This window comes from Bradyrhizobium sp. 154 (assembly GCF_023073875.1).
Taxonomy (GTDB): domain Bacteria; phylum Pseudomonadota; class Alphaproteobacteria; order Rhizobiales; family Xanthobacteraceae; genus Bradyrhizobium.
Genome location: NZ_JADPKG010000041.1, coordinates 18,143 through 37,588, shown reverse-complemented (window position 1 = coordinate 37,588; position 19,446 = coordinate 18,143). Strand labels below are relative to the sequence as shown.

The window sequence follows — 19,446 nt, the reverse complement described above, 5'->3', positions numbered from 1 at the left end:
CAGTGCGGTAGCAGGGAAGTGAATGCGCGAAGGCCGCCGGAGGTTAGCGTTTCCGGCGGCGCTCGGGTAAAGGGAGATGGGGGTCGCCCCGGGGGCGGATTTCCACATTCTTGCTTGACCTGGAATTGCCTGGCGCATGATTGCTCTGGTCCGTATTGCCCTGAGCCGGCCCTATACTTTCGTCGTGCTCGCGCTGCTGCTGCTGATCATTGGGCCGCTGGCGGCGCTGCGGACACCGACTGATATCTTCCCGGACATTCGCATTCCCGTGATCGGCGTGGTCTGGCAGTACACCGGCCTGCCGCCCGACCAGATGTCCGGCCGCATTACGACGCCGTTCCAGCGCGCGCTGACGACGACGGTCAACGATATCGAGCACATCACTGCCAATTCCTATAACGGTTTCGGCATCATCAAGATCTTCTTCCAGCCCAACGTCGATATCCGTACCGCGAACGCGCAAGTCACCGCCATCTCGCAGACGCTGCTCAAGCAGATGCCGCCTGGCGCGACGCCGCCCTTGATCCTGAACTACTCCGCCTCCACCGTTCCGATCATCCAGGTGGCGCTGTCGGGTGAAGGCCTCACCGAGCAGAACCTCGCCGATATCGGCATCAATCAGCTTCGCACGCCGCTGGTCACTGTGCCCGGGGGGGCGATCCCGTACCCGTTCGGCGGCAAGCAGCGCCAGGTTCAGATCGACCTCGATCCGACCGCGCTCCAGGCCCGCGGCCTCTCGGGCCAGGACGTTGCCAACGCGCTCGCCGCCCAGAACCTCATCACGCCGGTCGGCACCCAGAAGATCGGCCAGTTCGAATACAACATCCAGCTCAACAACTCGCCGCTCCGGATCGACGAGCTCGGCAATCTGCCGATCAGGACCGTCAACGGCGCGATGGTCTACGTCCGCGACGTCGCGAGCGTGCGCGATGGCAATCCGCCGCAGACCAACATCGTCCATGTCGACGGCAACCGCTCGGTGCTGATGATGGTGCTGAAGGCGGGCGCGACCTCGACACTCGATATCATCGCCGGCATCAAGCAGAAGGTCATCGAGGTCAAGGACCAGCTGCCCGACGCACTGAAGATCGGCTTCATCGGTGATCAATCGGTGTTCGTCCGCGGCGCGATCCAGGGCGTTGCCTTCGAAGGTGTGATCGCGGCGCTGCTCACCAGCGTCATGATCCTGTTGTTCCTCGGCAGCTGGCGCTCGACCATCATCATCGCGGTCTCCATCCCGCTGTCGGTGCTGGGTGCCATCATCATGCTGTCGGCGATCGGCGAGACGCTGAACATCATGACACTCGGCGGCCTTGCGCTCGCCGTCGGCATTCTCGTCGACGACGCGACGGTCACGATCGAGAACATCAATTACCATCTGGAGCAGGGCAAGCCGGTCGAACAGTCGATCCTCGATGGTGCCAACCAGATCGTGACGCCGGCCTTTGTGTCGCTGCTCTGCATCTGCATCGTGTTCGTGCCGATGTTCTTCCTCACCGGCGTCGCGCGCTTCCTGTTCGTGCCGATGGCCGAAGCCGTGATGTTCGCGATGATCTGGTCGTTCATCCTGTCGCGCACGCTGGTGCCGACCATGGCGAACTACCTGCTGCATGCGCATGTCCATCACGAGGGCGGGCCGCCGAAGTCGCGCAATCCCTTCGTCTGGTTCCAGCGCGGCTTCGAGGCGCGGTTCGAGCGCATTCGCAGCTTCTATCGTGGTTTGCTCGGCCTCGCGTTGGTGCAGCGTGCGGTGTTCGTGATCGGCTTCCTCTGCGTGGTCGGCGCGTCCTTTGCCCTGGTGCCGTTCCTCGGGCGCAACTTCTTCCCCGCGGTCGATGCCGGCAACATCCTGATGCATGTCCGCATCCAGGTCGGCACCCGCGTCGAGGAGACCGCCAACCAGCTCGCCGACGTGCAGAAGGCGGTCCGCAAGTTGATCCCGGGCGAGATCGAGACCATGACCGACAACATCGGCATGCCGATCTCCGGCATCAACATGACCTACAACAACACCGGCGTGATCGGCCCGCAGGACGGCGACATCCAGATCAAGCTGAAAGAAGGCCATAAGCCGACCGAAGAGCATGTACGCGTGCTGCGTGAGCAGCTGCCGCGATTGTTCCCCGGCGTCAGCTTCGCGTTCCTGCCCGCCGACATCGTCAGCCAGATCCTGAACTTTGGCGCGCCGGCGCCGATCGACCTCCAGATTCGCGGCGCCAATGTCAGCGCCAATTTCGTTTACGCCAATAATCTGCTGGCCAAGGTCCGCAAGATTCCCGGCGTTGCCGATGCGCGCATCCAGCAATCGCCAAACAATCCGACATTCAATATCGATGTTGATCGCACCCGCGCGCAATATGTCGGTCTGACGGAACGTGACGTCACCAACAGCCTCGTCGTCAATCTCGCCGGCTCCTCGCAGGTCGCGCCGACCTACTACCTCAACCCCGACAACGGCGTGTCGTACTCGATCGTGATGCAGACGCCGCAATACCAGATCGACTCGCTCAGCGCGCTTCAGACGCTGCCGATCACCGCGACCGGCAATGCGCAATCGCCGATCCTCGGCGGCATCGCCGACATCAAGCGCTCGACCTCGAGCGCGGTGGTCTCGCAGTACGACATTCAGTCGATGGTGCAGATCTTCGCGACCACGTCGGGCCGCGATCTCGGGGCGGTCGCCGCCGACATCCGTCAGCTGATCGCGGACACCGCAAAGGAGGTGCCGAAGGGCTCGTCCGTGGTGCTGCTCGGTCAGGTGCAGACCATGAACAGCGCCTTTACTGGTCTCCTGTTCGGCCTGCTTGGCGCCGTCGTGCTGATCTATTTCCTGATCGTCGTGAACTTCCAGTCCTGGTCCGATCCCTTCGTCATCATCACGGCGTTGCCGGCCGCGCTCGCGGGCATCGTCTGGATGCTGTTCATGACGGAGACCACGCTGTCGGTGCCGGCGCTCACCGGTGCCATCATGTGCATGGGCGTTGCCACCGCCAACAGCGTGCTCGTGATCTCCTTCGCGCGTGAACGCTACGAGGAGCTCGGCGATCCCGTCGCCGCTGCGCTGGAAGCCGGTTTCGTCCGATTCCGCCCCGTCCTGATGACCGCGCTCGCCATGATCATCGGCATGGCACCCATGGCCTTGGGCCTCGGCGAGGGCGGTGAGCAGAATGCGCCGCTCGGCCGCGCCGTGATCGGCGGCCTGATCTTTGCAACCTTCGCCACGCTGATGTTTGTTCCCGTGGTGTTCAGCATGGTACACAAGAAACAAGGCGCCAAAGCCGCCGCCCCATTGGAGACTGCGCATGTCGCCCACTGAGACCCGCTCCCCGGTGTCGCACCGGAAATTGGGCATCTTCGGCGTGGTGGCGCTGATTGCGGCAGGCCTCGTCGTGGGCACGGGCATCCGTGCCCGCGAGGAGCAGGGCTCCAAGCTGAAGGAATGGACCGATGATCAGGCCATTCCGAGCGTTGCGGTGACCCAGCCCAACGCCAAGGCCCTCAACGCCACCATCGATCTGCCGGGCCGGCTGGAGGCCTATTACCGCGCGCCGATCTTCGCGCGCGTGTCGGGTTACCTGAAGAGCTGGAGCGCCGATATCGGCGCCCGCGTCAAGGCAGGGCAGGTGATTGCCGAGATCGAGGCGCCAGACCTCGATCAGCAGCTCTTGCAGGCCCGCGCCGACCTCGCTAGCCAGCAGGCCAGCGCCAGGCTGTCCGAAGCGACGCTGAACCGCCGCAAGACGCTGGTCGCCTCGAACTTCGTCTCGGCACAGGAGATCGACGAGCGCACTGCCGATCTCTCCAACAAGAACGCTGCCGTGCATTCGGGCCAGGCCAACGTGGAGCGGCTCGAAGCGCTGGCCGGCTACAAGAAGATCACCGCGCCGTTCGACGGCGTCGTCACCGCCCGCGACACCGACGTCGGCGCGCTGATCAATGCCGGCGGCGGGGCGGGTCCGGCTATGTTCGTGGTTTCTGACATCACCAAGCTGCGTGTTTACGTCAACGTGCCCCAGAACTATGTGCCGGCGGTCAAGATCGGCGCCAAGGCCACCATCACGCTCCCGGAATATCCGAATCGGTCGTTCCAGGCGACCGTGGAAGCCTCCTCCCAGTCCGTCGACGTCGCCTCGGGCACCACGCGGATGCAGCTCGGGCTCGACAATTCCAGCGGCGAGCTGATGCCCGGCGGTTATGCCAGCGTGAAGCTCAACTTGCAGCGCGACTCCGCGCCGCTCAGCATCCCCGCCAGTGCGTTGATCTTCAACAGCAATGGCCTGCGCGTTGCGACGGTCAGCCCGGACGACAAGGTACAGTTCAAGACCGTGACCATCGCGCGCGACCTCGGCCGCGAGATCGAACTTGCTTCGGGCATTACAGCGGACGACCGCGTCATCACGGCACCGCCGGACGGCCTGTCGGATGGGGATGCGGTGCGCGTGGTTGGCGCCAAGGCCAAGCCGGCGACTGCGTCGGAGAAGCAGGCACCGAAGAGCTAGGGCGCCTCGTGCCCCGGACGCAGCGCAGCATGAAGTGATGCGCTGCTGAGCCGGCCTCGTCTCGCCTCAAAGCACCGTGTTTCTTGCCGGATCCCGGCTCTGCGGAGCGGCCTTGCATGCCGCACCGCGTCCGGGACACGAGAGCTACGTCACCCGCCACTCCGGCACGCCGTCGGCCGCCATCGTGACCTCGCCGACTGATCCCACCGGCGTGCGATCCATGTTGAGCAGATGTGTCAGCGTCGCCGTGTCGCTCGCTGGAATCCGCGCTAGCGTGCGGCGAGCGTCTGCCGTCCGCAACATCACCACGCCATGCTCGATCTCGCCGCCGCGGCCGTAGAGCACGGTAAAGCTCTCGACCTTGCCCTTGCCAGTTGCCTCCGCGACGAATTCCGGCACGGCCCGCTTGTTGCGGTCGGCTTCCGCCTGCACGCTCGTCTCCTGCACCAGCGCCTCGCGCGGTGGCGTTTTCGACACCACCAGCGCGTGGTGCTTGGTGACAAAGCCGCCCTGGCCGTAGAGCAGACCGAGCTTGGCGCCGTCGCGCACGCGCCGCACCATCGCGCAGGCCGCGTGCGTCATGTAGGTATTGAGCGGGGCGCCGAAGAAGGTGAGGCCGCCGGTCACGGTCGGCTGCACGTCGGCATCCAGGCCAAGCGTGCGCCGCGCCATCTTCGGGACGCACGGGAAGCAGCTGTAGAGCTCGATGGCGTCGAACCTCTTGCCGTCGCCGCCTGCGAGATCCATCACGGCCTTCAGAACCGCGTTCTGCGGATGGCTCTCGTAGAACTGGTCGCGCAGGAGATAGTCGCGCGGCTCCTCCGCCGAGGCGCCGCCGAGCGGATAGACCAGCTTGCCCTCGGCAATGCCCGCCGTACGCGCCTTGGCAACGCTCGTCAGCAGCAGCGCGCCGCCCATGTTGACGCTGGGATTGGCGACCATGAGCTTATTGTAAGGCCATGCGATCAGGCGGTTGTCCGCGGTCGGCGTCGTGATTTCGTCAGGCGCATAGCGCCGCTTCAGCCAGGCATTGGGATTTTGCGCCGCGGCTTCGGAGTAGCGCGACCATAGTGTCCCGGATTCCGCCATCGCCTCGCGCGGCGTCTGGCCCCAATGAGCGGACGAAGCCGCCTCATAGAACGGATAGACGGTGACGGGGCGGAACACGCCGAGTCTCACTGCCAGCGGTTTCTGGAACGCTGCCCCGCGCTTGGGCTCCTCGACGTCGTGCGCGAATGGTGTCCATGGCAGCTTTGTCCCGGCGCGCTCAGCCTTGGTCGCGGTCGATTGCGCCTCGGCGCCGCAGATGGCCGCCACGGTGCATTCGCCCCGCGCGATGCGCTTCGCAGCCTCGTGGATATAGCGGATCGGGCTCTCGCCGCCGACCGGGCCGTAGTAACAATGCGAAGGCGAGATGCCGAGCCGCTGTGCCAGCAGCGCTTCCGGATCGCGATAGCGCCAGCTCAGAAAGTTCACGACGTCAAGCGACTGCACCTCGCCCAGCAGCTTTGCGCCGGCGTCTGCTTCCGCGCGCCGCAGCGCCTGTTCGAGCAGATCGAGCGGCTCGAGGCCATCAGTGATCTCCCTGGGACGGTCGACAATCTCGCCGACGCCGACGATGACGGGGATGCGGTCTGGGGAAACAGTCGTCATTGTTCTTGCTTCTTCACTCTCTGAGATCTCCGACCTCATCCTGAGGAGCCTGCGAAGCAGGCGTCTCGAAGGATAGGCCACGGGCGCTCATGGTTCGAGACGGCGCTTGCGCGCCTCCCCAGCATGAGGGTCCATCATTCCGCCACCAGCGCATTCATGTGCTCGACGGCCTCCGCAAACTCTTGCTTGAACTCCTGCACCACGGCGCCGGCCGACTTCACGCTGTCGATCAGCCCGACGCCCTGGCCGACGAAATAGCTGACGAGATCACGCGCCTTGGCATTGCCGCTCGCCGCCGCGCGGTCGATGGAGTTGAAGGCGTCGCGACTGATGATGCTCTGGAGCGGCATCGGCAGCGCGCCCGGGCTCTCCGGCGCGCGGTCCCAGGCATCGGTCCAGACCGAGCGGAGCTGTCGCGCCGGCTTGCCGGTACGGCCCTTCGAGCGCACCGCGTCGCGTGAGGACGCCGCGATCATCTTCTCGCGAAAAATCTCCGTGGTCTCGGCCTCGACGGTCGCAAGCCACACCGATCCGGTCCAGGCGCCGGCCGCGCCCATCGCCATGCAGGCCGCCATCTGCCGGCCCGTCATGATGCCGCCGGCGGCCAGCACCGGCACCTCGCGGATCGGCTTGATCGCCTTAATCACCTCCGGCACCAGCACCATGGTCGAGACCTCGCCGCAATGGCCGCCGGCTTCCGTGCCCTGCACCACGAGAATGTCGACGCCGGCTGCGACCTGGCGCAGCGCGTGCTCCTTGGCGCCGACAAGCGCAGCAACGGGCACGCCGTGGGTCTTGCCCATCTCGATCATGGCCTTCGGCGGCACGCCGAGTGCATTGGCGATGAGCCGGATCGGATGGCGGAACGAAACTTCGAGCAGCTCCAGCGCCGTCTTGGCGTCGAACGGCTGCGGCTGGTCGGCGGCGACCTCAGTGGTCGTCAGTTCAATGTCGTACTTCTTCAGGAGATCGCGCGCGTAGTTGCGGTGCTCTTGCGGCACGCGCGTTTCCAGGCTCTTCCAGGTGACGTTCTTCTCGCCCGCGGTGGAGATGTTTTCGGGGATCAGCACGTCGATGCCGTAGGGCTTGCCATCGACGTGATCGTCGATCCATCTCAGCTCGCGTTCGAGCGTATCAGGCGTGTGCACGGTGGCACCTAACACGCCAAAGCCGCCGGCGCGGCTGACGGCCGCAATGACGTCGCGGCAATGGCTGAAGGCGAGCAGCGGGAACTCGATCCCCAGCATGTCGCAAATTGGCGATTTCATGGCTCTCTCCCGGCGGTCTTCGCGTTCTCGTTGCTGTCGCGGCGAAGCAAAGCGACGCTAGCGGATCGTCGCTGGCGATGCCATGCCGGATTCGACGGCGCATCTTGCGTGGACACGCCGCGCGATGCTCCACTCGCAGGCTAACTCCTGGTGCATGGAGGGCTTCGGGATGGAGTCCGAAGCGCCGGCGCAGGCGGCAGCCAGGCGAGGTCGCATGACGCCAGCCTGAGGCCCGCGCCGGGCGCAGATCGAGCAGCCCTTGTCATCTGCCATTTGCGGGCTAATTAATGCAGGCGCATCTTTCCGCCGGAGCCTCTCGCATGACCGATACCCCTGCCTACGTGCCGCCCAAAGTCTGGACCTGGAACAAGGAAAATGGCGGGCAGTTCGCCAACATCAACCGCCCGATCGCCGGCCCCACCCACGACAAGGAGCTACCGGTCGGCCGCCATCCGCTCCAGCTCTATTCGTTGGCGACGCCGAACGGGGTGAAGGTGACGGTGATGCTGGAAGAGTTGCTGGCGCTCGGCCATAAGGGCGCCGAATACGACGCCTGGTTGATCAGGATCGGCAACGGTGACCAGTTCGGCAGCGGTTTTGTCGACATCAATCCGAACTCCAAGATCCCGGCGCTGATGGACCGCTCCGGGCCCGAGCCGATCCGGGTGTTCGAGTCCGGCTCGATCCTGTTCTACCTCGCCGAGAAGTTCGGCGCCTTCCTGCCGAAGGACGTCAAGACCCGCACTGAGGCGATGTCCTGGCTGTTCTGGCAGATGGGCAGCGCGCCCTATCTCGGCGGCGGCTTCGGCCATTTCTACGCCTACGCGCCGACCAAGATCGAATACGCCATCGATCGCTTCGCGATGGAGACCAAGCGCCAGCTCGATGTGCTCGACCGGCGGCTCGCCGACAACGAATATCTCGCGGGCAGCGAGTACACCATCGCCGATATGGCGGTGTGGCCCTGGTACGGCGCCCTCGCCAAGGGCTTGGTCTATGGCGCCGGCGAATTCCTCTCGGTGCAGGACTACAAGAACGTGCAGCGCTGGACCGATCAGATCGCCAAGCGCCCGGCCGTGAAGCGCGGCCGCATGGTCAATCGTGTCTCCGGCGATCCCGCCAGCCAGCTCCACGAGCGCCACGACGCGAGCGATTTCGAGACCAAGACGCAGGACAAGCTCTCGCCGGCGATGTAGCGCTTCTTCACCTCTCCCCGCCTGCGGGGAGAGGTCGGATCGCTCTTGCGATCCGGGTGAGGGGGAGTCTCCGCGAGAAGGTGCAGCGTCGACTCCTCTCATCGCGAGCGGCAGGCGCGATCGCATATGACTTTTGGCGGCGTCCGAGCGCGCGCCTCGTCCTTCGAGACGACCGCTTCGCGGTCTCCTCAGGATGAGGCTAAGCGGCACTTGCCCGTTGAAGCTGCTGCCGCGCACTCGGTCCTTCATCCTGAGGGCCCGCCAACGGCGGGCGTCTCGAAGGATGGCCACAAAGAAGGGCTCTCCCAAATGCGACTACCCTGCCGCAAGCGAGGGAGGGAACAGAGAGTGCGGATCACGCCATGCTCAGCTCGTGGCGTCCCACCACCATCCAGTGCACCTCGTCCGGACCGTCCGCAAAGCGGAGGTGACGCACGTCCTGATACATCTCGGCCAGCGGCGTCCAGTGCGAGATGCCGGTGGCGCCGTGCATCTGGATAGCCTGGTCGATGATCTTGCAGGCGCGCTCCGGCACCATGGCCTTGACCATGGAGACCCAGACGCGGGCCTCCTTGTTGCCGAGCACGTCCATCGCCTTCGCGGCCTTCAGCACCATCAGCCGCATCGCCTCGATCTCGCAGCGGGCCTGCGCGATGATTTGCATGTTGCCGCCGAGATGGGCGATCTTCTTGCCGAAGGCTTCGCGGGTGAGGCCGCGCTGCACCATGAGGTCGAGCGCCTTCTCGGCCTTGCCGATGGTGCGCATGCAGTGATGGATGCGGCCGGGGCCAAGGCGGAGCTGCGAGATCTCGAAGCCGCGGCCCTCGCCGAGCAGGATGTTCTCCTTGGGCACCCGGACATTATTGAAGCGCATATGCATGTGGCCGCGCGGAGCGTGGTCCTGGCCGAACACGTACATCGGCCCGAGCACCTCGACGCCGGGCGTATCGCGCGGCACGAGGATCTGCGACTGCTGCTTGCTCGGTGCCGCATCCGGATTGGTCTTCACCATCACGATGAGGATCTTGCAGCGGGGGTCCCCTAAGCCTGAGATGTAGTACTTCTCGCCGTTGATGACCCATTCGTCGCCGACGAGTTTGGCCGTGGTCGAGATGTTCTTTGCGTCGGAGGAGGCGACGTTCGGCTCGGTCATGACGTAAGCCGAGCGGATCTCGCCGTTGAGCAGCGGCTTCAGCCATTTCTCCTTCTGCTCCTTGGTGCCGACGCGCTCCAGAACTTCCATGTTGCCGGTGTCGGGCGCCGAGCAATTCATGGTTTCGGATGCCAGCGGGCTCTTGCCGAGCTCGGAGGCGATATAGGCGTAGTCGAGATTCTTCAGGCCCTGGCCGGTCTCGTCATCGGGCAGGAAGAAGTTCCAGAGGCCTTCCTGCTTGGCCTTGTTCTTGGCCTTCTCGAGCACCTCGAGCTGCTTCGGCGTAAAGCTCCAGCGATCCTCCTTGTTCTCGCCGGCCTTGGCAAACTCGATCGACATCGGCTCGACGGTGTCGCGGATGAACTTCTTGACGTGGTCGTAGAGCGGGCGGACCTGGTCCGACATGCGCAAGTCGTTGAGCTCGTCGCCGGGATTGAGGGTGTAGTTGGTGGTGCGGGGAATGTAGGTGTGCTTTGTCATTGTTCCTCCCGGAGCGCTAGGATTCCGCTGAGCGCAAGAATAGTCGCAGCGCCGCCAAAGTGCGAGCGCGCATTTTTCACGCAGAGCCATGCCACGCGATGGAATATCGCCAAGGCGTTTGAAATGTTGTTTGAATGGTGATGAGGTTTCGCTGCGCTCGCGACAACCTCCGCTGTCATCGCCCGATTCAATCGGGCGATCCAGTATTCCAGAGACGACGGTGATTGAACCGAAAAGCCGCGGCGTACCGGATGCCCCGGTCCCGGCTCCGCTAATAGGCTACGCCGGGCCTACAAGCGCTCTCGGCCGGCGAAGCTTCAGCGGAGACGGCAAGCCGGGGCATGGCCCAGACCTAGTTCGGCATCCGATGCATCGCGCAGATCTTGTTGCCGTCGAGGTCGCGCAAATAAGCGAGATAGAGCTTGCCGCCTGGGCCCTGGCGGACACCGGGCGGATCCTCAATCGAGGTCGCACCGGCCGCGACTCCGGCCGCGTGCCAAGCCTCGACCTGCTCCGGCGAATTGCAGGCAAAGCCGATCGTGCCGCCATTCGCGCAGGTCGCCGGTTCGCCGTTGATCGGCTTCGACACCGAGAACACACCGGTCTTGGTGATGTAGAAGATGCGATGGCCGTCGACCCTGGCCGGCCGCACCTCGAGCGTGCCGAGCAGCTTGTCGTAGAACGCCTTGGCCTTGTCGAGATCGTTGGTGCCGATCATCACGTGCGAGAACATTTGCCCATTCCCTCCGAGTTTGGAGCCCGGATGGAGCGCAGCGAAATCCGGGTCTGTTTGCTTTTGGCTGTCCCGGATTACGCTGCGCTCCATCCGGGTTAACGAGATCAAAACGCCGTATAGCCGCCGTCGATCACGAATGTATCGGCGGTGTGATACGACGACGCCTTGCTCATCAGATACACTGCAATGCCGCCGAAATCGGATGCCTCACCGAAGCGCCGCACCGGAATGCGCGGCATCACGTTGGCGACGAACTTGTCGTTGGCCATGAGCCCCGCGGTCATGTCGCTCTTGATCCAGCCCGGCAGGATCGCGTTCGCGGTGACCCCGTAACGCGCGAGCTCGACGCCGAGCGCACGCACCAGCGCGTTGATGGCGGCCTTGGTCGCCGCATAATGCTCGTTGCGCGCGGTGCCGAAGATCGAGGCGAGGCTCGAGGTCGCAACCAGCCGGCCGAAGGGGTCGCCGGCATTGGCACGCTCGGTCATGTGCTTTGCCGCGGCCTGGAACGCGTGGAATACGCCGTCGAGATTGGTCGAAAACATCGTGCGCCATTCCTGTTCGGTGCGCTCGATGAACGAGCGCCGCCCGCCGCCACCGATGCCTGCGTTGGCAAAGCAGCCGTCAACCCGACCGAACGCGTCGAGCGTCGCCTTCATCGCAGCATCGACCGAGGCCGGATCGGTGACGTCGCAGACGCGGGTGTCAACTTTGCCGGCAAGGCCGGCCAGGCTCGCGGCAGCAGCCTTGTTCTTGTCAGCATTGCGGCCCCAGATCGAGACGTTGCAGCCCTGGCCGGCGAGCGCCTGCGCAATGCCGAGCCCGATGCCGCCATTGCCGCCGGTGATCACGGCGACGCGGCCGGAAAGGTCGAAAAGGTTCATGGCGCGTTTCCTGTTTTGGCCTGCGGCGGATCAGCCGCTGCGCGCAAGATTGCTTGCTATGCTCTGATCACCATGGACAAGACCGCGCCAAAAATCAAATATGCGCCCGGAAAAACAAATTCCGGTCTGCGAAACTGACGCAGGCGGCAAGCTGACGAGGAAACCATGCAGTTCAAACACGTCACGCTCGATCTCGATGGTTCGGTCGCGATCCTCAAGCTCGACCATCAGGAGGTGATGAACGCAGTCTCCTTGGACATGCTGGGCGGCCTTGCCGAAGCTCTGGATGCGATCGAGGAGAAGAAGGATGAGGTGCGCTGCGTCGTTTTGACCGGCGCTGGGCGGGCGTTCTGCACCGGGGCAAATCTCCAGGGCCGCAACAACCAGCCGAAGAAGACCAAGGCCGGCCTGACGCTGGAGACCGGCTTTCATCCGTTCCTGCGCCGCATCCGCAACCTGCATTGCCCGATCGTGACCGCGGTCAACGGTCCCGCCGCCGGCGCCGGCATGAGCTTCGCGCTGCTCGGTGACATGATCCTGTGCGCGCGCTCGTCCTATTTCCTGCAAGCCTTCCGCCGCATCGGTCTTGTGCCGGATTGCGGCTCCACCTGGCTCTTGCCGCGCCTGATCGGTCGGGCGCGCTCGATCGAATTGTCGCTGATGGGCGAGCGGCTGCCGGCCGAGAAGGCATTGGAATGGGGCCTCGTCAACCGCGTCTATGATGACGGCGTGCTGATGGAGGAGGCGATGAAGCTCGCACGCGAGCTCGCCAGCGGCCCGACGGTGGCGCTGTCGCTGATCCGCAAACTCTACTGGGACAGCCCGGAAAATTCTTTCGAGGATCAGCTTAACCTCGAATTCCAGTGCCAGCTTCGAGCGGGCGACACCGATGACTTCCGCGAAGGCGTCGGCGCGTTCCTGGAGAAGCGCCCCGCGCAGTTCAAAGGCAAATGATCGAGGCGGAGCTTTCCCGCAGCGTCGCGCGCTGGTGTCCCGGTGCGACCGGCGTCGCCGGCGCGGCCAAGCTCTCTGGCGGCGCCAGTCAGGAAACGTGGCGCTTCGATATCGTGCATCCCGATGGGCTGATAGGCGCAATCCTGCGCCGCTCGCCGAAGGGCTATGGCGCCGCGCCAACGCGCGCGGCAGGCCTCGCCGCTGAAGCGCAGCTGATGCAGCTCGCCTATGAGGCTGGCGTGCCGTCGCCGCGCGTGATGCATGTGCTCACGCCGGAGGACGATCTCGGCACGGGCTTCATCATGCAGCGGATCGAGGGCGAGACTATCGCCCGCAAGATCCTTCGCGATGAGGAGTTCGCAGCCGCACGGCCGCTGCTGGCGCGGCAGATCGGCGACGTGCTCGCCGGTTTGCACAAGCTGCCGCTGCACAAGCTGCCGGAGCTGCGCCGCATGACCGCGGCGAAGGAGGTCGATGAGTTCGAGCGGGACTATCGCAGCCTGAACTGGCCCAAGCCCGTGTTCGAGCTGGCGCTGCGCTGGCTGCGCGACCACGATCCCGGTCCCTCGGCGGAGGAGACGTTGGTACATGGCGATTTCCGCAACGGCAATCTTATCATCGGCGCCGACGGTATCCGTGCCGTGCTGGACTGGGAGCTCGCCCATCTCGGCGATCCCATGGAGGATCTCGGTTGGGTCTGCGTCAACTCGTGGCGTTTCGGCGAGATCGACAAGCCGGTTGGCGGCTTCGGCTCGCGCGAGGAGCTGTTTGCGGGCTATGAGGCCGCGGGCCGCAAGGTCGATCCGCCGCGCGTGAAATTCTGGGAAGTAATGGGCACGCTGCGCTGGGGCATCATGTGCGGCGGCATGATGCAGCGGTTTCGCGAGGGGCCTGACCATTCCATGGAGCGCGCCATGATCGGACGCCGCGCCTCCGAGACCGAGATCGATCTGTTGCGGCTGCTGGCGCCGCGCGGGAGCTGATGCATGCAGGACGAACCCACGCCGATCGAGCTGACAAAGTCAGTCGCCGATTTCTTGCGCAACGAGATCACGCCGCTGATCTCCGGCCACCAGGCTTTCAAGCTGCGCGTCGCCATCAACATCCTCGATCTCGTGACGCGGCAGCTGACGCGGGAGGAGGGCAGCGATGCGGCGGAGGTGGAGCGGCTGCGCGCGCTGCTGGGCATGGACGGTTCATTGATCGAGCTCAACCGCACGCTCGCGATGCGCATTGCCAAAGGCGAGATCGATCTCGCAACGCCGGGCCTTGCCGAGCACCTCTGGCAGACCACGATGGACAAGCTCGCAGTCGATCAGCCGAATTACGCGTCATACAAGCGAGAGCTGTCGCGAGGCGGGTAGCTCTCTCCCCGTCATTGCGAGCGCAGCGAAGCAATCCAGAGTCTTTCCACGGAGGCGGTCTGGATTGCTTCGTCGCAAGAGCTCCTCGCAATGACGGGGGGAAAGACTCGTTTACTTCCCCACCCATTTCGGTGGTCGCTTCTCCGCAAACGCCTTCGGGCCCTCGATGTAATCCTGCGACGCCACCATCGCCTTCACCGCCGGATACTCCCGCTGCTGCTCGATCGCCTGTTCCAGCGAGACGCCAAGCCCTTTCTGGATTGCCTGCTTCGAGGCCCGTATGGACATCGGCGAGTTCTTGGTGATCATCTCCGCCCAGCGCAGCGCGGCGTCGAGCGCCTCGCCTCGCGGCACCACCTCGTTGACGAAGCCGAGCTCGAGGCCTTCCTTGGCACTGACATGCCGCGCGGTAAGGATCATGCCCATGGCGCGTTTGAGGCCGATCTGCCGTGGCAGGCGGTGCAGGCCACCGGCGAGCGCGGCCAGGCCAACGCGCGGCTCGGGCAGCGCGAAGGTGGCATTCTCCGAGGCAATGATGAGGTCGCAGGCCAGCGCGATCTCGAAGCCGCCGCCCATCGCGACGCCGTTCACGGCGGCGATGATCGGCTTGTCGCAGTCGAACCGCGAGGTCAGGCCCGCAAACCCACCCTTGTCCCAGCCGCGTTTGCCGCCCGCGGCCTGCCACTTCAGATCGTTGCCGGCGCAGAACGCCTTGTCACCGCTGCCGGTGACGATCGCGATCCATTGCTCGGGATCGGCCGAGAAATCGTCGAAGACCTTGTTGAGCTCGAAATGCGCGTCCGTGTGCAGCGCGTTATAGACCTCGGGCCGCGACAGTGTGACGATCGTGATCGGGCCCTTGCGTTCCACCTTGGAAAATTTCAGCTCCATGATCGCTCCCGCATTTTCTCGTGAAGGAATATTGTCGTCATACTAGCGCGCGGGTGCGCTTGAGCACCACCGAAATGCGCAAGCGCGCCTTGCGTGCCTCACACGTCTCGGCTTGCTTGACTTGGATGCGCTCTTCTCCGCTTAATCGTGCGAAGCAAGAATGCGCTTAGCGCCTTAACGCAAAACGAAAAATCATTGAGGGAGAGACCCTTGGATTTCTCATTGCCTGACGATCTCGTCGCCTATCTCGGAGAGCTCGACCGTTTCATCGAGCGCGAGATCAAGCCGCTGGAGGAGGCCGATGACAACATCCGCTTCTTCGATCACCGCCGCGAATGGGCGCGCACCGATTTCGAGAATGGCGGCCTGCCGCGCCACGAATGGGAGGCGCTGCTGCGCAAGGCCAAGGACCTGGCGGACGCCGCGGGTCATCTGCGTTTTCCGGTGCCGAAGCAATTTGGCGGCAAGGACGGCTCCAATCTCTGGATGGCCGTGATCCGCGAGCATTTTGCCGCCAAGGGACTCGGCCTGCACAACGATCTCCAGAACGAGCATTCCATCGTCGGCAATTTCCCCGTTGTCACCATGCTCGACCGCTACGGCCGCGACGATCAGAAGGCGATGATCGACGGCTCGATCAAAGGCAAGTACCGCATCACCTTTGGCCTAACCGAGCCGCATCACGGCTCGGACGCCACCCATATGGAGACGCGCGCGGTGCCGGCGACCCGCGACAACGTCAAGGGCTGGATCATCAACGGCGACAAGATGTGGACGACAGGCATGCATGTTGCCACGCATTGCGCGCTGTTTGCGCGCACGAGCGGCAATCACGGCGATGCGCGCGGCATCACCTGTTTCCTGGTGCCGGCGAAGAGCGACGGCGTCAAGGTCGAGGAGTACATGTGGACCTTCAACATGCCGACCGACCATCCCCGCGTCAGCTTCACGGACGTGTTCGTGCCCGAGGATGCGCTGTTCGGCGAGGTGGGCCGCGGCCTGTCGCTGGCGCAGTGCTTCGTGCACCAGAACCGCATCCGCCAGGCCGCGAGCTCGCTCGGCGCCGCGGTTTACTGCATCAACGAGAGCGTGAAATATGCCCGCGAGCGCAAGCCGTTCGGCAAGGCGCTCGCCGAGAATCAGGCGATCCAGTTCCCGCTGGTCGAGCTCGCCACGCAGGCCGAGATGCTGCGTCTTCTGATCCGCAAGACTGCCTGGGAGATGGACCAGCTCACCGAAGAGCAGATTGAGCGCACGCTCTCTGATCGCGTCTCCATGTGCAATTACTGGGCAAACCGCCTCTGCTGCGAATCCGCCGACCGCGCCATGCAGGTCCATGGCGGCATGGGCTACTCACGCCACAAGCCGTTCGAGCACATCTACCGCCACCACCGGCGCTATCGCATCACCGAGGGCAGTGAGGAGATCCAGATGCGGAAGGTGGCCGGGTTCTTGTTCGGCTATATGGGGCCGGGGAAGCATTAGCGCTAGCACCGTAGGGTGGGCAAAGCGAAGCGTGCCCACCACCTCTCCCGCAATCGTCGAAGAATGGAGGGCGCGGCGCTTTGCGCCTTTGCCCATCCTACGGCACTACGCGGTCAATTCACCCGTCGCTCTTTCCCGGCCCAATACGGCTCACGCAATTGGCGCCGCAAAATCTTGCCGCTCGGATTCCTCGGCAGCGCCGGCAGAAACTCCACGGTCTTGGGCGTCTTGTAGCCAGCGATGCGCTCGCGGGTGAAGTTGATGATGTCGGTGGCTGTGGCCTGCTTGCCAGGCTTCATGACCACCATGGCCTTCACCGCCTCGCCCCATTTGTCGTCAGGCACGCCGATCACGGCGGCCTCCGCGACATCAGGATGATCGCACAACGCACTCTCGACCTCGGCCGGGTAGATGTTCTCGCCGCCCGAGATGATCATGTCCTTGATGCGATCGTGGATATAGAGATACCCGTCCTCGTCCATGTAGCCGGCATCGCCGGTGCGCAGCCAGCCGTCGGAACGAAGCGCAGCGGCGGTCGCCTCGGGCAGGTTCCAATACCCGGCCATGTTGGAGCCCGAGCGCGTCGCGATCTCGCCGACCTGGCGCGGCGGCAGCGGCTTGCCGTCGACGTCCAGGATCGCGATCTCGACGCCCGGCAGTGCCTTGCCGGCCGAGCGCATCCGCTCCAGTCCCTCGATGTGGTCTTCCGGCGGCAGCGCGACGATGGTGCCGGTGGTCTCGGTCATGCCGTACATTTGCACGAAACCGCATTTGAAGACCTCGATGCACTCCTTCAGCAGCGCCGCCGGAATTGGCGAGGCGCCATACAGCATGTATTTCAGCCGCGAGAAATCGACCGTCTTCGCGCGCGGCTGCCGCACCACGAACTGCATTGCCGCCGGCACCATGAACAGCTTCGTGATCCCGGACTGCTCGAAGAAGTCCAGAACCTTGGTCGGATCGAACTCGCGCGCGATCACGCCGCGGGCGCCGTGATAGAGCCCCATCACGCCCCAGCCCGAGCCGCCGATGTGGAAGATCGGCATCGCCACCAGCGAGACATCATCGGTCGACCACCGGTTCCACTCCGGCTTGTCCTCGGCATTACCGGTCTGTACCAGATTGAGGAAGTTCGCGTGCGAGAGCATTGCGCCCTTCGGCTTGCCGGTCGTACCCGACGTATAGAGCTGGATCGCGATATCCTTGGTGTCGATCGGGACCCTCGGATCGTCACCGCTCTGCGTGTCCCGCCAAGCCGCAAAATCCTGCCATTCCGGCGCGCCGCCTTCGGTGGTGATGATTGTACGCAGGCCCGGCAACTGGTCCTTGATTTGGCGAACGAGCGCGATGAACTCCGGCCCGACGAACAGCACCGGCGCCTTGCAGTCCTCGACGATGAAGGCGACCTCGGGTCCCGCGAGCCGCCAATTCACTGGCGCCATCACCACACCGGCCTTCATGGCGCCCATCAACAGCTCGAAATAGATGTCGCTGTTCTTGCCGAGATAGGCGATGCGGTCGCCTTTCTTCACGCCCATTGCGATCAACGCGTGGGCGACCTTGTTGGTGTTGACGTCGAATTCGGCGAAGCTGGTGAGTCGGCCCTCGAACTCGTAGGCAATGGCGCTGCCGCGGCTTTTCGCGCGCTCGCGCACCATGTCGGCGAGATTGGCCAGAGGCTGTGTGGGCATGTTTCTGCCGTCGTCTTGTTCTTATGCCGCAGAGTGTGGCGTCATCCGCGGGTGAAGACAAGACGGGACAAATCAGCCGCGGTTTCGTGTCCCCGAACGCGACGCATCACGAAGTGATGCGCTGCTCAGCCGGGACCCAGCATCCGGCGAGATGGGCCCCGGCGCTCAGCAGCGCACCAGGCCGAAGGCGGCGCGCTGCGCTGCGTCCGGGGCACGGGGGAGATCATCCCCGTTTGGCCCGGTCCTTCTCGTTCTGCGCCATGATGCTCTCGCGCGCGGCTTTCCAGTCGTCGTCGCTCCAGTCCCGGAGCTGGTAGAAATTGCCGCCCATGGCGAGCGCCTGCGCGCCGTCCATGGCGATGGTCTCGCCGTTGATCCAGTCGCAGCCGCCGGAGATCAGGAACACCGCGAGGTTCTGCAGTTCCTCCATGGTGCCGACTCGGCCCATCGGGTTCATCGCCTTGGTGCGCGCGCCGGCCTCGTCGCCGGGCTTGATCCGCTTGCTCATGCCTTCGGTCGGGATTTCGCCCGGCGCGATGGTGTTGAGGCGGATGCCGTAGCGGCCCCATTCGGTGGCGAGCGACATCGTCATGGCGTGGATCGCCGACTTGCTCATCGCCGATGGCACCACGTAAGGCGAGCCGTTGCGCACCCAGGTCACGGTGATCGAGACGACGTTGCCGGGCTGCTTCAAGGCGATCCAGCGCTTGCCGACCGCCTGCGTGACGTAGAACGTGCCGTGCATGACGATGCTGGCGACGGCATCGAAGCCGCGCGGCGAGAGCTCCTCGCTGCGCGAGATGAAATTGCCGGCAGCATTGTTGATGAGATCGGTGAGGGGACCGTCGCGAAAGATGGTCTCGATCATCTCCTCCACCGCGAGAGCGTTGCGGATGTCGACACCATGGCTGGTGACGCGGCCGCCATAGAGATCCATCAATTCGGTCGCGGTCTCGTCGCACACGATCTTACGCCGGCCGCAGATGTGCACCTCGGCGCCGAGCTGGAGGAAGCGCGCCGCCATCGACTTGCCGAGCCCGGTGCCGCCGCCGGTCACGAGAATGCGGCGTCCGGCCAGAAGATTTTCCTTGAACATGGGTGTTTCCCCCGTAGGGATTGTCAGTTAATTGGTCGATTGACTAAATCCGGCCGCCAGCGTCCTGTAAAGCGGCACTGAACAAGAACAGGGGAG

15 protein-coding genes are annotated in these 19,446 nt (G+C 64.3%); 7 read left to right on the top strand and 8 right to left on the bottom strand.

Features of this window, described 5'->3' with window-relative positions:
* Positions 1-136: 136 nt before the first annotated feature.
* Both IVA92_RS08740 and IVA92_RS08735 read left to right on the top strand, forming a co-directional pair.
* Complete coding sequence (locus tag IVA92_RS08740; RefSeq protein WP_247279786.1) at positions 137-3,316, top strand: efflux RND transporter permease subunit; 3,180 nt, start codon at positions 137-139, stop codon at positions 3,314-3,316.
* Positions 3,303-4,499: an efflux RND transporter periplasmic adaptor subunit gene (locus tag IVA92_RS08735; protein WP_247279785.1), complete on the top strand. Its 1,197-nt coding sequence runs from the start codon at positions 3,303-3,305 to the stop codon at positions 4,497-4,499. The genes IVA92_RS08740 and IVA92_RS08735 overlap by 14 nt, the downstream gene beginning before the upstream one ends.
* A gap of 144 nt (positions 4,500-4,643) precedes the next feature.
* Here IVA92_RS08735 and IVA92_RS08730 read toward each other — a convergent pair whose 3' ends face one another.
* Together IVA92_RS08730 and IVA92_RS08725 are read right to left on the bottom strand one after the other, a co-directional pair.
* Entirely contained in the window at positions 4,644-6,152 is a 1,509-nt protein-coding gene (locus IVA92_RS08730) for an acetyl-CoA acetyltransferase (protein WP_247279784.1), read from the bottom strand.
* A gap of 134 nt (positions 6,153-6,286) precedes the next feature.
* On the bottom strand, positions 6,287-7,420 hold the full coding sequence (locus IVA92_RS08725; RefSeq protein WP_247279783.1) for a nitronate monooxygenase: 1,134 nt from the start codon (positions 7,418-7,420) through the stop codon (positions 6,287-6,289).
* A 320-nt stretch (positions 7,421-7,740) separates the two neighbouring features.
* Here IVA92_RS08725 and yghU point away from each other — a divergent pair, with 320 nt between their 5' ends.
* A complete protein-coding gene (yghU, locus tag IVA92_RS08720; protein ID WP_247279782.1) occupies positions 7,741-8,616 on the top strand; it encodes a glutathione-dependent disulfide-bond oxidoreductase in 876 nt (291 codons plus the stop codon).
* 355 nt (positions 8,617-8,971) lie between these two features.
* On the opposite strand, the gene IVA92_RS08715 is transcribed toward yghU, so the two are convergent.
* From IVA92_RS08715 to IVA92_RS08705, 3 genes are all read right to left on the bottom strand, one after another.
* The gene (locus IVA92_RS08715) at positions 8,972-10,249 is read right to left on the bottom strand and encodes an acyl-CoA dehydrogenase family protein (protein ID WP_247279781.1); all 1,278 of its coding nucleotides are present in this window, start codon (positions 10,247-10,249) and stop codon (positions 8,972-8,974) included.
* A gap of 352 nt (positions 10,250-10,601) precedes the next feature.
* A complete protein-coding gene (locus IVA92_RS08710) occupies positions 10,602-10,982 on the bottom strand; it encodes a VOC family protein (protein ID WP_247279780.1) in 381 nt (126 codons plus the stop codon).
* 107 nt (positions 10,983-11,089) lie between these two features.
* The gene (locus tag IVA92_RS08705) at positions 11,090-11,869 is read right to left on the bottom strand and encodes an SDR family oxidoreductase (protein ID WP_247279779.1); all 780 of its coding nucleotides are present in this window, start codon (positions 11,867-11,869) and stop codon (positions 11,090-11,092) included.
* A gap of 165 nt (positions 11,870-12,034) precedes the next feature.
* On the opposite strand from IVA92_RS08705, the gene IVA92_RS08700 reads away from it, so the two are divergent.
* Genes IVA92_RS08700 through IVA92_RS08690 form a run of 3 tightly spaced genes read left to right on the top strand, consistent with a single transcriptional unit; the run spans position 12,035 to position 14,187 of the window.
* A complete protein-coding gene (locus IVA92_RS08700) occupies positions 12,035-12,823 on the top strand; it encodes an enoyl-CoA hydratase/isomerase (RefSeq protein ID WP_247279778.1) in 789 nt (262 codons plus the stop codon).
* Positions 12,820-13,806 (top strand): phosphotransferase family protein, encoded by a 987-nt coding sequence (locus IVA92_RS08695; RefSeq protein WP_247279777.1) that lies wholly within the window; start codon positions 12,820-12,822, stop codon positions 13,804-13,806. Before IVA92_RS08700 ends, IVA92_RS08695 begins: the two co-directional genes overlap by 4 nt.
* Positions 13,807-13,809: 3 nt before the next feature.
* A complete protein-coding gene (locus IVA92_RS08690; RefSeq protein WP_247279776.1) occupies positions 13,810-14,187 on the top strand; it encodes a DUF6285 domain-containing protein in 378 nt (125 codons plus the stop codon).
* Positions 14,188-14,298: 111 nt separating this feature from the next.
* Here IVA92_RS08690 and IVA92_RS08685 read toward each other — a convergent pair whose 3' ends face one another.
* The gene (locus IVA92_RS08685) at positions 14,299-15,078 is read right to left on the bottom strand and encodes an enoyl-CoA hydratase-related protein (RefSeq protein ID WP_247279775.1); all 780 of its coding nucleotides are present in this window, start codon (positions 15,076-15,078) and stop codon (positions 14,299-14,301) included.
* Positions 15,079-15,288: 210 nt separating this feature from the next.
* On the opposite strand from IVA92_RS08685, the gene IVA92_RS08680 reads away from it, so the two are divergent.
* On the top strand, positions 15,289-16,563 hold the full coding sequence (locus tag IVA92_RS08680) for an acyl-CoA dehydrogenase family protein (RefSeq protein ID WP_247279774.1): 1,275 nt from the start codon (positions 15,289-15,291) through the stop codon (positions 16,561-16,563).
* A gap of 113 nt (positions 16,564-16,676) precedes the next feature.
* Here IVA92_RS08680 and IVA92_RS08675 read toward each other — a convergent pair whose 3' ends face one another.
* Together IVA92_RS08675 and IVA92_RS08670 are read right to left on the bottom strand one after the other, a co-directional pair.
* Positions 16,677-18,254 (bottom strand): fatty acid--CoA ligase, encoded by a 1,578-nt coding sequence (locus tag IVA92_RS08675; protein WP_247279773.1) that lies wholly within the window; start codon positions 18,252-18,254, stop codon positions 16,677-16,679.
* Positions 18,255-18,477: 223 nt separating this feature from the next.
* Positions 18,478-19,350, bottom strand: coding sequence for an SDR family oxidoreductase (locus tag IVA92_RS08670; RefSeq protein ID WP_247279772.1), 873 nt, complete (start codon positions 19,348-19,350; stop codon positions 18,478-18,480).
* Positions 19,351-19,446 lie beyond the last annotated feature (96 nt).

What these genes read in the sequence shown, in the direction of transcription:
- IVA92_RS08670 (WP_247279772.1), bottom strand. Translation starts at nt 19,350, where the DNA reads ATGTTCAAGGAAAATCTTCTGGCCGGACGCCGCATTCTCGTGACCGGC.
- IVA92_RS08740 (WP_247279786.1), top strand. Translation starts at nt 137, where the DNA reads ATGATTGCTCTGGTCCGTATTGCCCTGAGCCGGCCCTATACTTTCGTC.
- IVA92_RS08730 (WP_247279784.1), bottom strand. Translation starts at nt 6,152, where the DNA reads ATGACGACTGTTTCCCCAGACCGCATCCCCGTCATCGTCGGCGTCGGC.
- IVA92_RS08675 (WP_247279773.1), bottom strand. Translation starts at nt 18,254, where the DNA reads ATGCCCACACAGCCTCTGGCCAATCTCGCCGACATGGTGCGCGAGCGC.
- yghU (WP_247279782.1), top strand. Translation starts at nt 7,741, where the DNA reads ATGACCGATACCCCTGCCTACGTGCCGCCCAAAGTCTGGACCTGGAAC.
- IVA92_RS08710 (WP_247279780.1), bottom strand. Translation starts at nt 10,982, where the DNA reads ATGTTCTCGCACGTGATGATCGGCACCAACGATCTCGACAAGGCCAAG.
- IVA92_RS08705 (WP_247279779.1), bottom strand. Translation starts at nt 11,869, where the DNA reads ATGAACCTTTTCGACCTTTCCGGCCGCGTCGCCGTGATCACCGGCGGC.
- IVA92_RS08700 (WP_247279778.1), top strand. Translation starts at nt 12,035, where the DNA reads ATGCAGTTCAAACACGTCACGCTCGATCTCGATGGTTCGGTCGCGATC.
- IVA92_RS08695 (WP_247279777.1), top strand. Translation starts at nt 12,820, where the DNA reads ATGATCGAGGCGGAGCTTTCCCGCAGCGTCGCGCGCTGGTGTCCCGGT.
- IVA92_RS08715 (WP_247279781.1), bottom strand. Translation starts at nt 10,249, where the DNA reads ATGACAAAGCACACCTACATTCCCCGCACCACCAACTACACCCTCAAT.
- IVA92_RS08685 (WP_247279775.1), bottom strand. Translation starts at nt 15,078, where the DNA reads ATGGAGCTGAAATTTTCCAAGGTGGAACGCAAGGGCCCGATCACGATC.
- IVA92_RS08725 (WP_247279783.1), bottom strand. Translation starts at nt 7,420, where the DNA reads ATGAAATCGCCAATTTGCGACATGCTGGGGATCGAGTTCCCGCTGCTC.
- IVA92_RS08690 (WP_247279776.1), top strand. Translation starts at nt 13,810, where the DNA reads ATGCAGGACGAACCCACGCCGATCGAGCTGACAAAGTCAGTCGCCGAT.
- IVA92_RS08735 (WP_247279785.1), top strand. Translation starts at nt 3,303, where the DNA reads ATGTCGCCCACTGAGACCCGCTCCCCGGTGTCGCACCGGAAATTGGGC.